A 12,588-nucleotide genomic window follows, 5' to 3' on the forward strand; every position below is an offset into this window, starting at 1 on the left:
GGTTACAGCGAGTTCGCGGCGCAGCCTGCGTGAACCAAAGCTATTCCGCTTTCGCCAGTTTCCGCACGGCCTCGTCCACGCTGTGGAAGACGTGGTCCCTGGGCAGCGCATCGAACAGTCTGAAGCGCTCGAACGCGTCCTGCGCACGCACCGACTCCAGCCGTGCCAGCGCCACAAGCACGCCCTGTTCGCTGCATGCCTTGAAGATTTCGAGCAGGATCTGCGCGGCGGTGAAGTCGATCTCGACCATGCCGCTCGCCTCCAGCACCAGCAATTGCGGGGTGGACGTGCCGAGCACCTTGGTCACGTCGCTGCGAAAGCCAGGCGCGTTGAGGAACGACAGCGGCGCCTGAAGCCCGATCACGGCGACGCCGGCGATGCGTTCGCCGGTGATGTGCGGATGCGCCGGCCACCAGATCGTGGTGCCCGGCACGCGCTCGAACTCGACCAGCCGCGCGCGCGTCGTGCTCCAGATGCCGTGCAGCAGCGACAGCACGATGCCGAGGAACGCGCCCTGCTGGATCGGCAGCACGATGATCAGCGCGGCGGTCGCGACGATCAGCAGGAACTCGCTGAAGGACTGGCGATAGATCGTGACGATCTGCTTGACGCGGATGATCCGCAGCGCCACGAACAGCAAAATGCCGCCGAGCGCCGCATCAGGAACGTGCCGCAGCAACCCCGTTCCGAACGCGAGCAGCGCCAGCACGATGGCCGCGGCGGCGAGGCCCGCGAGCTGCGATTGTCCGCCGGTCTCGGCGACGATCCCGGTCCGCGGCGGGCTGGCATTGACCGGAAACGCCCCGAACAGGCCGGCCAGCACGCTGCCGGCGCCGGCGCCGAGAAAATCGCGATCGACATCGGCGGGCTTGTCGGGATCGGACGGGAACGACCGCGTGGTGGCCGCGGTCTGCACCATCACGACCACGGTGACCACGAAGGCGAGCGGCACCAGGCGAACCCATTGCTCCGGCGCAAGGTCGGGCAAGGTCGGCCGCGGCAGCGTGCCCGGCACCGCGCCGACGACGCTGACGCCCTTGCTTTCGAGACCGAGCCCGATCACGGCGAGCGTCGCGGCCACGAGCCCGATCAGCGCGCCGGGAATCTTGGCGCTGACCTGCTCGGAGATGAAGACCACGGCCAGCACACCGAAGCCGATGACAAGCGTGAAGGGATTGCTGCGTCCGAGCTCGCCGGCGAGCACGCCGATGCGATCGAGCGTCGGTCCGCTCGGCGACCCAAGTCCCAGCACGCCCGGCAATTGCGATACGATGATGTGGACGGAGATGCCGGCGAGGAAGCCGACCATCACCGGCACCGACAGCAGATTGGCGATGCCGCCGAGGCGGAAGGCGCCGCCGGCGAGCATCATCGCGCCAACCATCAGCGCCAGCGCGATGGCGAGCCCCTGATATTCGGGCGAGCCGGCGACGGCGAGCGCGGCAAGCCCGCCGGCGAAGATCGGCGTGATCGTGGAATCGGCGCCGCAGGACAGGAAGCGGTTGCCCCCGAGCATCGCAAAGCCGAGCGATCCCGCCATGAAGGCGAAGAAGCCGATCTGCGGCGCGAAGCCGCCGAGCCGCGYGGTGGCCATCTGTTCGGGGACCGCGATCGCCGCCAACGTCAGCCCCGCCAAGAGATCGCCGGGCAGGGAATAGGACGCGAGCGACCGGAACAGCGGCCATGCGCGCTCTTTCGATCCTTTGGCGTGGGCGTCATGCGGCATCGAGGTCCCCGGAAAGCCTGTATCGGTCGATCAGACTACAGCATTTCCGGATCGGAGAGTGGCGGTTGGCGCGACTTCTCCGTCATCAACAAGAATGTCCGCAAGCCATGGGCTTGCGGACATCTCTTCTCAGCGCGGGCGGAAGCTCAGTACCGGCCGCGGTCGTTGTGATAGTCGCCGCCGCGGCCGCCACCCATTCCCATGCCGAGTCCGATACCAATGCCGATGCCCTGCATGATGGCGCCGGGCGGCGGGCCGCGATCCGGCGGCGGGGCGCGCTCGTAGACCACTTCGTCAGGCGGCGGCCGGCGCTTGGGCGGCACGTCGACGACCTTGCGCTTCGGCGGGGTCTCATCGACCTTGCGCTTCGGCGGCGTGTCGTCGACGCGCTTCTTGATGATGGGCGCAACCGCCGGGTTGACCGGGGTTGCCGGCGTCGACGGGGCCGAGCACGGGCAGGTCGGAGCCATCGCGACGGCGATCGGAGCAGGGGGCGCTGCGGCCACGACCGGCAAGACGTAATTGCGGTTCTGCACGCGGAGCAGCAGCCTGCGCGCGGTTGCAGCCAGGTCGCTGTTGTCCCAGTTCGCCAGATAGGCTTCGAACGAGGCGCGGGTGTTGATCGCGGTGGCGCGCTCCCACGCCAGCATCTGGCGCCGGCGCTCAAGAACCATGCGCAGGCGCGGCGTGAAGGACGCCTGCGTGTACAGCTCGACATAGGCCTGATAGGCGGGCACGGTGTCGTCGGCAATCACCAGCTCATAGGCGGCCTTGGCGTCCTTGCCCTGGAGATCCTTGCGCCAGTCCTCGACGCTGCGCGTGACGCTGGCAAGTGCCATCGAGCCTGAGCCGGGAACAGAAGCTTGCTGGCCGCTGCTGTCGCCGAAGAACTTGAAGTCGGTCGTCAGCGACGAGCTTTCCCACGGGATCTGCCGCCCCTCGGTCGATTGCGCCACCGCGATGCGGATGCGCTTGAAGACTTCCTCGATCGGCAGATTGGGCTGCTTGGCGACGGTCAGCGCCGCGGTGGTGTAGGGGCTGTCGATGCCGGAGCCGTCCTCGGCCTCCGCGCCGGGCGAGGTCGAATAGGAGATGAAGGAGCCGGGCGCGCCGGCCTTGGTGTCGACGATCGCAAGCCCGTGGCCGGCGCCGCTGAGCGCGGGGAAGGGATTGTTGCGGCAGGCATCGAGCATGAAGATGCGCGCCCGTGTCGGCAGCGCGCCGAGCGTGTTGAGCAGGTCGTTCAGCCGCACGCCCTGGAGCGGAATGTCGGCCTCGCGCTTGGGATCGAGATCGACCGGCACCAGATAGTTCTCGCCGTCGATCTGCAAGCCGTGGCCGGCATAGAACACCAGCGCGACGGTGTCGGCGCCGCTGGCGCTGACCTTGCCGGCGAAATCCGAGATCGCCTGGCGCATCTCGTTCTGCGCCAGATTGGAGGCCGTCGTGACGTTGAAGCCGGCATTGCCGAGCAGTTCCGTCATGCCTTTGGCGTCGTTGGCGGCGTTGGGCAGCTCCGGCACGGTGCGATAGGCCGATTGGCCGATCACCAGCGCAAGCCGCGCTTCGGCCGCGGCATCGGTCGGCGTCATCAATTGCGAGAGGGCCAGAAGGCCGGAGGCAAGAAGCAAATTGCGAAAGACTGGACGGCGCATGGTGTCACCTCCATCGGCAATGCGCGCGATGATGGCACCATTTCTAGGACGCCGCCACGAGCCTGTCTGTGCACTGGATCACGCTGCGCGCTGCGTCAAAATGGGGCAGAGCGACTGTCGAAGCTGACGCGCCAGGCCGTACGCCGTCACGGCAGTCCACGATCCCAGGGCGGTTCGGGCGAAAAGCGCGCGGCGAGAAAGTCGATGAAGGCCCGCACCTTGGCCGGCGGACGGCGGTCGGGCAGGTAGACCGCATGCACGGCGGAGGTCTGGATCTCCGGCTGGTCGAGCGGAAGCGCGACGAGCGTGCCGGCGCGCAGATCGTCGGCGATGATGAAGGTCGGCTGCCGCGCCAACCCCAGGCCGGCCAGCGTCGCGGCGCGCAGCGCATCGCCATTGTTGGCGCGCAGATTGCCGCTGACCTGGACGCGGATCTCGCCGTCCGCACCGAACAGCCATTCCGCCGCGCTCGCCTGCTGCGAAAGCGTGTAGCCGAAGCAATTATGCGCGGCGAGGTCGGCCACGCGGCGCGGCGTGCCGTGTTTCGCCAGGTAAGACGGTGCGGCGCAGACCACGAGGCGGTTCGGCGCGAGCTTTCGCGCCACCATGCTGGAATCGCGCAGCTTGCCGATGCGGATCGCGAGGTCCCAGCCTTCGTCGGCGAGATCGACCAGGCGATCGTTGAGGCCGAGCTCGATCGTGACCTCGGGATGGCGGTCCGAGAATTCCGCGATGAGCGGCGCGATCTGCCTTGTGCCGAACACGACGGGCACGTTGACCCGCAGCAGACCGCGCGGCTCGACGCGCTCGCGCGCGATCGCGGCGTCGGCGGTCTCCATGTCGGCGAGGATGCGCTCGGAGGATTCAAGATAGAGGCGTCCGGCCTCGGTGATGGATAGCCGTCTCGTCGTGCGATGGAACAGCTTGATCCCGAGCCGCCCCTCCAGCGCCGCCACATGCTTGGTGACCATGGTCTGCGACAGGCCCATCGCCCTGGCCGCACCTGACAGGCTGCCGATCGCCGCCACCTTGGCGAAGACTTCCAGGCTGGTCAGGCGGTCGAGCATCGATCTCACTCCCATGGTGTGAGGTATATTTCCAAAATAGCAGATTATCGTTCGATTGAGAATAGATCATAGCTCGGCCAGCAAAAGGAGACCGCTATGATCGATTCCCGTACCGCTCCCTACGCCGCGCTGGTGCTGCGCGTGACGCTGGGTGCGCTCTTTCTGGCCCATGCCAGCCTGAAACTGTTCGTTTTCACCCCGGCCGGCACGGCAAAATTCTTCGGCAGCCTCGGCTTCCCGCCCGAGCTCGCCTATCTCATCATCACGGTCGAAGTGCTGAGCGGCATCGCCCTGATCCTCGGCGTCTGGACCCGCTATGCCGCGCTCGCCGGCATTCCGATCCTGCTCGGAGCCATCTTCACGGTGCACGGCGCCGCCGGCTTCTTCTTCACCAACCCGAAGGGCGGCTGGGAATTCCCCGCCTTCTGGGCGATCGCCTTGGCGGCGCAGGCCCTGCTCGGCGACGGCGCCTACGCGCTGCGGCCGTCGCGTGACGTCGAGGCGGCGAGCGGGCCGTTGAGCGCCGCGCATTCGCGCTGAGGTCACGGCATCGGCGTCCAAACCCGAAGCTGCGGGCGCGATCCCGCAGCTTCTGCGTTTCTGTCGCGCGCCAAATCAATCAATATGCGTTCGGCATTGATCCATACCTGAATTGGATCGATCCGCGTCTATCTTGCCCAGCGGGTCTTTCGGCGGCCGGGCCTTCCCACGGCATTTCGCCAAAACATCGGCAAACACAGGCCTTCCGCCGCGATCTCCACCGGAACGCCTGCGCCCTGCGCCCCTCGTTGCATCGCCGGCCGAACCCTTGCCTGCGCCGTCGCTTTGGCCATACAGTCGCGCCAACACGCCGTGACAACGATCGCGGCTGCAAAAAAATGACTTGGGGAGAGACAGCCATGACGATCGTGCCTGTGAGCCGTCGCGCATTCATCAAGTCGTCGACGGCGGTGACCGCCGGCCTCGTGCTCTCTCCCGCCATCATCGGCCGCGCCGAAGCCGCGACGATGAAGCTGAAATGCTCCTCCTCGCTGCCGAACGATCCGAAATACGCCAACGGCCGCGTCTACTACGACAATCTGGTCAAGAACCTGAAGGCGAACGGGCTCGGCGAGCAGATCGAGGTCGCCTTCTTCCCGGACAACCAGCTCGGTCAGGAAATCGACGTCATCAATTCGGTCAAGCTCGGCGTCATCGATCTCATGCTGTCGGGATCGTCGATCTCGGCCAATCTGGTGCCGCTGGTCGGCACCTTCGATCTCGGCTTCCTGTTCTCGAGTTTCCCGCAGCAGACCAAGGCATTCGACGCCGGCGCCGCCAAGCCGATCGAGGACGCGCTGCTCAAGGGCGGTAACATCCGCATCATCGCCTGGGCCTATAATTTCGGCTCACGCAGCGTATTTGCAAAGAAGCCGGTGAAGACGCCGGAGGATCTCGCCGGCCTCAAGATCCGGACGCTGCCAAATCCCGTCATCACGGAATGCCTGCGGCTGATGGGGGCCGCCGCAACGCCGCTGGCGTTCGGCGAAATCTACACGGCGTTGCAGGCCGGCGTGCTGGATGGGCTGGAGCACGACCCGCCGACGATCCTCGCCAGCAAGTTCTTCGAGACGGCAAAATTCTATGCGCTGACGCAGCACAATTTCTCGCCGCTCGCGATCTACTTCAGCGACATGACCTACAACCGCATGGATCCGAAGCTGCGCGACGGCTTTCTCGATGCCGCGAAGAAGGCTGCGGCCGACACGCGCATTCATGGGCTTGCGGTCGAGAAGGAGGCGCTGACGGCCTTGACCGAGAAGGGCGTGACGGTGGCCGAATGCGACCGCGAGGCGTTCAAGAAGCGCGTGGCGCCGCAGACGGAAAACTTCATGAAAGCGCGGCCGGAATCGAAGCCGGTCATCGACATCATCCGCGCGACGCAAGCCTGATGTCGGTAATGACAGGTGCCGCATCCCTCTCGGGCGGCCGCCAGGGGAGCATCACCCTTCTGCTTCGCGTGAGCGATGGGATCGCGGCCGTGCTGCTGGCGGCCGACCTCGTGGTGGTGTGCGCCTCCGTGCTGCTGCGCTTTCTCTTCAACGCGCCGGTCGAATGGTCGGACGACGTCGCGCGCGGATTGATGGTCGGCTCGGCCTTCTTCGGCGCGGCGAGCGCGCTGGCGCGCGGCGAAAATGTCGGCGTGTCCTTCTTCCGCGATCTGGCACCGGTACGGCTGCGCGTGCTGATCGATGCGGCCAGCGCGCTGCTGGTCGTGCTGATCTCGGGCTACGTCGCCTATCACGCCATCAAGCTGGGCTCGCTGACGGCGGGCCAGACCACCGGATCAGGATTGCCGCTGGAACTCACCTTCTATCCGATGGGCATCGGTGCGCTGTTCATGACGGTGTTCGCGATCGATCAGCTCTGCGCCCGGCCGCTGCCCGACATCGTCAGGGGCCTCATAGCCGTCGCCGTCGCGACCGGCCTCTACCTCGCCTGGGATTATCTGTCGCCGTCGTCGGTGCCGTCGGCGGGCACGCTGATGCTGATCGGCTTCTTCGTCACGCTGTTCGGCGGCCTGCCGATCGGCTTTGCGCTGGCGCTCGCCGCGCTGATCTTCATCTGGGTCGAAGGCGCGCTGCCCGGCGTCATCTTCGCGCAGCAGATGGCGCGCGGCATCGACAATTTCGTGCTGCTGGCGATCCCGTTCTTCATCCTCGTCGGCTACCTCATGGAAGCCAACGGCATGTCGGTGCGGCTGATCGAGCTGTTGCAGCGCGCGGTGGGGCGCATGCGCGGCGGCTTGAACGTGGTGATGGTGGCCTCGATGGTGCTGTTCTCGGGCATCTCGGGCTCGAAGATGGCCGATGTCGCCGCCGTCGGCTCCGTGCTGATCCCGGCGGCGCGCCGCTCGAAGCAGAATCCCGGCAGCGCGGTGGCGCTGCTTGCGGCCTCGGCGGTGATGGCGGAGACCATTCCGCCCTGCATCAATCTCATCATCCTCGGCTTCGTCGCCAATCTGTCGATCGGCGGCCTGTTCATCGCCGGGCTGCTGCCGTCGGCGCTGATGGCATTGGTCCTAATCGTGGTCTCCATCATCTTCGGCAAGCGCCCGGCGGCGGTCGAGGAGGTGGAGCCGCAGATTCCGGTGTCCGGCCTGTGGAGCGGCGCGCTCGCCTCGTTCGGCCTGATCTTCATGATCTTCTTCGGCTTCAAGAGCGGTTTTGCGACGGCCACGGAAATCTCGGCCTTCGCCGTGGCCTATGCGCTCGTCGTCGGCAGCCTGGTGTTCCGCGAGCTCAGCTTCAAATCGGCCGCGCACAGCTTCGTCCAGGCGGCGACGCGGGCGGGCCTGGTGCTTTTCATCGTCGCCGCCGCGCAGTCGCTCGCCTTCACGCTGACCTTGCAGCAGGTGCCGCATGCAGTCGGCGATTTCATGCTCGGATTGTCCAAGACCAGCGGCACCTGGCTGTTCATCCTGCTCGCGATCGCCGTGCTGATCGTGATGGGCTCGGTGCTGGAAGGCGCCGCTGCGCTGATCATCTTCGGGCCGCTGCTGCTGCCGGTCGCCGTGCAGCTCGGCGTCGATCCCCTGCATTTCGGCGTCGTGCTGGTGATCGCGATGGGCATCGGCCTGTTCGCGCCGCCGCTTGGGCTCGGACTCTATGGCGCCTGCCTGATCGGCAACGTGCCGATCGAGCAGACGGTGAAGCCGATCATGGGCTATCTCGGCCTCTTGTTCCTCTGCCTGCTCGTGATCGCGTTCGTGCCGTCGCTCTCCACCGCGCTGCCGCGCGCGTTCGGCTATTGAAGGAGTCTTGTCGTGAAGGTCTTGCGGTGAAGGTGCTGTTGGCTCACACGCCGGAGATGCGGCGGAACTACTACGGCGATCGCAGCCTGAACGGCCTGCGCGCGGTCGCCGAGGTGATCCTGCACGAGAGCGATGATACGCTGGGCTCATCCAGCCTCGTGCGCGCGGCGAAAGATGCCGACATCATCGTCGCCGATCGCATGACGGAAGGCCGCGGCGAGATCTTTGCGCAGCTGCCGCGCCTCCGCGCCTTCGTCCGCTGCGCCGTCGATATCCGCAACGTCGATGTCGAGGCCGCCTCGCAGGCCGGCGTGCTGGTGACCCGCGCCGGCCCCGGCTTYGTGCAGGCGGTGGCCGAGCTCGCGCTCGGCTTCATGGTCGATCTGTCGCGCGGCGTATCGCGAGCGACGGCTGATTACCAGGCCGGGCGCAAGCCCGAAGCACGAATGGGCCGCCAGCTCGCGGGCAGCCGGATCGGCATCATCGGCTATGGCAGCATCGGGCGCTACCTCGCCGAAATCGCCAAGGGGCTGCGCATGGAGGTGCTGGTCTCCGACCCCTTCGCAACCGTCAGTGACGGCGCGATCAGGCAGGTCGCACTCGACGAGCTCCTCTCCGCCTCAGACTACGTCATCTGCCTTGCGGTTGCCAACGAGCAGACCGAGAAGCTGATCGGGGAGGCGGCGCTGGCACGCATGCAGAAGCATGCCGTCTTCATCAATCTGTCGCGCGGCAATCTCGTCGACGAGGCGGCGCTGGCGCGCGCGCTATTGGAGAACCGCATCGCGGGTGCCGCGATGGATGTCGGCCGCGCGCCCGACCAGATGCCGACGCCGGAACTGGCAAGGCTCCCGAACGTGATTGCCACGCCGCATGTCGGCGGGCTGACGCCGCAGGCGATCGAATACCAGTCGTTGGAAACCGTGCGGCAGGTCGAGGCGATCGTGAAGGGCGAGATCCCGCAGGGCGCGGTGAACGCCGAGCGCTGGACGGGGCGGCCCTGACGACTCTGCCTTGAACCTCATCCCGGCCGGCGGCGTCAAAGTTCCGTGCCGTCGGGAAATGGTTCATGGGGCCCCTGAGGTTGAGGAGATGAAGTTTCTGACCACTGCGGCGTGGGCGGTCCTGGTCGGCGTGCTGCTGAGCGCCTGCGCCAGCCTCACCTTTGATGACGACAACAAGCCGCCTTACGGCCAGTCAAACGGCAAGAAGTCCGATCGCTAGGAGCCAAGCGGTTGCAGTAGGGACCGTGCGCCCCTACAGCCGGTCGACTGCCCTGAACGTCCCGTCCTTCTGGATCACCGTCAAAAACACCTTCGGGGGTGTGTCGATTGCGTGCGTGCCGACGGTGACGAGGCTACCGCTGATGTCGAAGCGGCCGATGTCGTTGATCACGCGCAGCAGCCCCGCCCGGGTCGGGTTCGGCCCGGCCTGGTCCAGCGCCGCCGCCGCGAGGCGGCCGGACAGATAGCCTTCGAGCGACACGAAGTCGGGCGCAAGCGTCGGGTCGAACGCCTGCTGCGCCGCCTGGTAGTCGGCGACGAGCTTCAACGAGCGATCCCAGGGAAACGGCACGACCTGCGAGACGATGACGCCTTCGCCCTCGGGGCCGAGTTCGCGGGCCAGCGCGTTTGCGCCGACGAAGGAGACGTTGACGAAGGTCGGATGGAAGCCGCTGCGGTGCGCGAGCTTGATGAATTCGGCGCAGGGACCGTAGGTCCCGACCATGACGATGGCCTCCGGCTCGGCGCGCCTGAGCATCCGCCAGGCCGAGCCGACCGCGCGGGTGTTGCGCTCGAAGGTGCCTTCGGCGGCAAGCTCGAGGCCGCGCCTGGCCAGCGCGGTCTTCACGCCCGCAAGACCGTCGCGGCCGAAGGAATCGTCCTGGTAGAAGATGCCGATGCGGGTGAACCGGCGATCCTCGGTGAGGTGCTTGATCCACGCTTCGGCCTCCGCGCCGTAACTCGCGCGAATGTTGACGACGTTCGAGAGCTCGAGGTCGCGCAGGAATTCGGCGCCGGTGAACGGGCCGATGAAGGGGACGTTCCGGGCGCTGGTGATCGGGATGGTCGCCATCGCGGTCGGCGTGCCCACCGCGCCGATCAGCGCGAACACCTTGTCGTTCTCGATCAGCCGCAGCGTCTGCGCCACCGAACGGTCGGGATCGTAGCCGTCGTCGCGGCTGATCAATTGCAGCTTGCGGCCGTGGACGCCGCCCTTCGCATTGATCTCGGTGAACGCCGCGACGATGCCTTGCCGCATGCGCTGTCCGAGCGCCGAGGAAGGACCTTCGAGCGCGGCGGCCTGACCGAACAGGATTGCATCGTCGCTGACGCCGGTCTCCTCGCCTCTGGCCGCGAACGGAACCGTGGCCAGCAGTGCGAAGGCCAGCACGATGCGTATCGCGGATCGAGATCGTCTCATGAGCGCTTGCCGAATGCAGAAGGAACGTCGGAAATGATAGTCGGGCGGGCTGAACGGCTCGCTAACCCGCGACGCGTCGACGGTCCGTAGGACTTCGGGGAAAACCGGCAACTTACTGTCAGAGTGCCGCCATTCGCGCGGCACTTCGTTAACTAAGCAGCACAATGCGGAGCAGCCCGGTTGCGAAGTTGGGCAGTTCTTAACCGCGATCCTGTTCCGATAGTCACTCCGGCGGCTCAACCAGAGGTTCGGTCTGTCGCGGAGAGGGGGCGGTGGTTTCAGGATGGGCGATCGCGATCAGAATGATCAGGATCGGAGACGTATGACCGGACGGTGGCGGCTTGCGCCGCTGTTCGGACTGTATCGTCCCGCGCTGGTCGCGGCCGGCGTCGGACTCCTGTTCTCGCTGGTCGGCGCCGCCGCGGTGGGGCGATGGGAGGACCGCGTCAACAAGATCGAGTTCGAGAACGCGGCCGAGACGGAAGCCATCGTCATGCAGCATGGCATGAACGAGTACATCAGCAGGCTCGTCGCGCTGCGCACCCTGTTCGAATCGAGCAACGAGGAAATCACCCGCAGCGAGTTCGAGACCTTCAGCGCACGGCTGTTCGAACGCCATCCCGGCATGCTGCGCATCGCCTGGTTGCCGCGGATCAACCGCAAGGAGCGCGCCGAATACGAGGCCGCCGCGATCGCGGACGGCGTCTCCGGCTATCGCATCAAGTCGCTCCAGGGCGATGGCTTCGACGTCGCGCCGCAGAGCGACGAATATTTTCCGGTGTTCTATTCGACCCAGCCCAAGACGTCGCTCGTCTACGGCATGGACTACGCGACCGTTCCGGACCGCCGTGCCGCGCTCGAGCGGGCACGGGACAATGACCGGATCGCGTCGCTGCGGGCGGAGCTCTACGGTCCCCGGGAGAACGGCCAGCTGCCGAACGTCCTGGTCATGGTGCCGGTCTATGCCAAGGGCACCTCGCGCGATGCACTCGCCGACCGGCGCCGTAACCTGGCGGGATTCGTCGTCGGCATCTTCGACCTGCCGCTGCTGATGCAGTCCATTCGCGTGACGACCGGAGCGAGCCCCGCCGTCAGCGTGAACGTCTATCCGCCCTTCACGGGGCAAATCGTCAGCCTGGAGCAGGCGCTGCCGGATTATTCGTCGGCCGCCACGGCCCCGCAGTCGATGCGCGACGTCGCGCGCGCCCTGCACTGGTCCGGCCATCTCAAGATCGGGGACACCGACTGGCAGGTGCGCGCGATGCCGACGGCCGGCGGGTCGCTTGCGACCAGCTACGACCGTGCCATCGCGGTGCTGATCGTCGGCATGCTCCTGACCGTGTCGCTTGCGACCTATCTCATGCTCGCAAGCCGCAATTCGCGGCGGCTGTCGCTGGCGAACCGGCGGGTGCTCGAGCTTGCCCAGACCGACATCCTGACCGGGCTGCCGAACCGCGCCTTCTTCCTCGCCCGCCTCGACGAGCTCAACGATCAGTTGGAGGACAGCGGTCCGACGTTCTCGATCCTGATGCTCGATCTCGACCGCTTCAAGAACGTCAACGATTCGCTCGGTCACGGCGCCGGCGACGCGCTGCTGCGCCAGGTGGCACAGCGCCTGAAATCCGCGTTGCGGGCGAACGACGTGCTGGCGCGGCTCGGCGGCGATGAGTTCGCGATCATCCAGGAAGGCTACGAGGATCAGCTTGTGTGCCCGACCGAGCTGGCGGCGCGGATCGCCAAGCTGGTGGCCGAGCCTTTCCTGTTGCCCGGGCATCGCGTGGAGATCGGCACCAGTATCGGCATTGCGATCGCGCCGGATCACGGCCGCGACCAGGAGCAGTTGCTGAAGAAGGCGGACCTCGCGCTCTACCGCTCGAAATCGGCCGGCCGCAATTGCTTCACCATCTATGACGAGGCGATGTC

Annotated in this window: 10 protein-coding genes; 6 read left to right on the top strand and 4 right to left on the bottom strand. The window is 66.5% G+C overall.

The window, feature by feature from the left end; translation table 11 throughout:
• Positions 1-40: 40 nt before the first annotated feature.
• From ACXJL8_RS18745 to ACXJL8_RS18755, 3 genes are all read right to left on the bottom strand, one after another.
• Positions 41-1,726 (bottom strand): SulP family inorganic anion transporter, encoded by a 1,686-nt coding sequence (locus tag ACXJL8_RS18745; protein WP_456685386.1) that lies wholly within the window; start codon positions 1,724-1,726, stop codon positions 41-43.
• 146 nt (positions 1,727-1,872) lie between these two features.
• Positions 1,873-3,381: a caspase family protein gene (locus tag ACXJL8_RS18750; protein WP_456623554.1), complete on the bottom strand. Its 1,509-nt coding sequence runs from the start codon at positions 3,379-3,381 to the stop codon at positions 1,873-1,875.
• Positions 3,382-3,527: 146 nt separating this feature from the next.
• Positions 3,528-4,448: a LysR family transcriptional regulator gene (locus tag ACXJL8_RS18755; RefSeq protein WP_456623553.1), complete on the bottom strand. Its 921-nt coding sequence runs from the start codon at positions 4,446-4,448 to the stop codon at positions 3,528-3,530.
• 96 nt (positions 4,449-4,544) lie between these two features.
• Between ACXJL8_RS18755 and ACXJL8_RS18760 the strand changes: the two genes are divergently transcribed.
• The 5 genes from ACXJL8_RS18760 (at position 4,545) to ACXJL8_RS18780 (ending at position 9,465) form a co-directional block, all read left to right on the top strand.
• Entirely contained in the window at positions 4,545-4,988 is a 444-nt protein-coding gene (locus ACXJL8_RS18760) for a DoxX family protein (protein ID WP_456623552.1), read from the top strand.
• A 359-nt stretch (positions 4,989-5,347) separates the two neighbouring features.
• Entirely contained in the window at positions 5,348-6,379 is a 1,032-nt protein-coding gene (locus tag ACXJL8_RS18765) for a TRAP transporter substrate-binding protein (RefSeq protein WP_456623551.1), read from the top strand.
• 8 nt (positions 6,380-6,387) lie between these two features.
• Positions 6,388-8,241 (top strand): TRAP transporter large permease, encoded by a 1,854-nt coding sequence (locus ACXJL8_RS18770; protein WP_456623577.1) that lies wholly within the window; start codon positions 6,388-6,390, stop codon positions 8,239-8,241.
• Between the two features lie 26 nt (positions 8,242-8,267).
• Entirely contained in the window at positions 8,268-9,245 is a 978-nt protein-coding gene (locus tag ACXJL8_RS18775; RefSeq protein WP_456623550.1) for a hydroxyacid dehydrogenase, read from the top strand.
• A gap of 88 nt (positions 9,246-9,333) precedes the next feature.
• Positions 9,334-9,465: a hypothetical protein gene (locus tag ACXJL8_RS18780; RefSeq protein ID WP_456623549.1), complete on the top strand. Its 132-nt coding sequence runs from the start codon at positions 9,334-9,336 to the stop codon at positions 9,463-9,465.
• A gap of 33 nt (positions 9,466-9,498) precedes the next feature.
• Here the strand turns inward: ACXJL8_RS18780 and ACXJL8_RS18785 are convergent, their stop codons facing one another.
• Positions 9,499-10,665, bottom strand: a complete 1,167-nt coding sequence (locus tag ACXJL8_RS18785) for an ABC transporter substrate-binding protein (RefSeq protein WP_456623548.1) — start codon at positions 10,663-10,665, stop codon at positions 9,499-9,501.
• A gap of 322 nt (positions 10,666-10,987) precedes the next feature.
• Here ACXJL8_RS18785 and ACXJL8_RS18790 point away from each other — a divergent pair.
• Positions 10,988-12,588, top strand: a 1,601-nt coding sequence (locus ACXJL8_RS18790; RefSeq protein ID WP_456685387.1) for a diguanylate cyclase domain-containing protein, incomplete at its 3' end; no start/stop codon positions are given.

It is taken from the genome of Bradyrhizobium sp. P5_C11_2, from assembly GCF_054049755.1.

Excerpts from the sequence above, each read along its gene's own strand:
- ACXJL8_RS18760 (WP_456623552.1), top strand. The coding sequence starts at position 4,545 with ATGATCGATTCCCGTACCGCTCCCTACGCCGCGCTGGTGCTGCGCGTG.
- ACXJL8_RS18770 (WP_456623577.1), top strand. The coding sequence starts at position 6,388 with ATGACAGGTGCCGCATCCCTCTCGGGCGGCCGCCAGGGGAGCATCACC.
- ACXJL8_RS18755 (WP_456623553.1), bottom strand. The coding sequence starts at position 4,448 with ATGCTCGACCGCCTGACCAGCCTGGAAGTCTTCGCCAAGGTGGCGGCG.
- ACXJL8_RS18765 (WP_456623551.1), top strand. The coding sequence starts at position 5,348 with ATGACGATCGTGCCTGTGAGCCGTCGCGCATTCATCAAGTCGTCGACG.
- ACXJL8_RS18780 (WP_456623549.1), top strand. The coding sequence starts at position 9,334 with ATGAAGTTTCTGACCACTGCGGCGTGGGCGGTCCTGGTCGGCGTGCTG.
- ACXJL8_RS18785 (WP_456623548.1), bottom strand. The coding sequence starts at position 10,665 with ATGAGACGATCTCGATCCGCGATACGCATCGTGCTGGCCTTCGCACTG.
- ACXJL8_RS18750 (WP_456623554.1), bottom strand. The coding sequence starts at position 3,381 with ATGCGCCGTCCAGTCTTTCGCAATTTGCTTCTTGCCTCCGGCCTTCTG.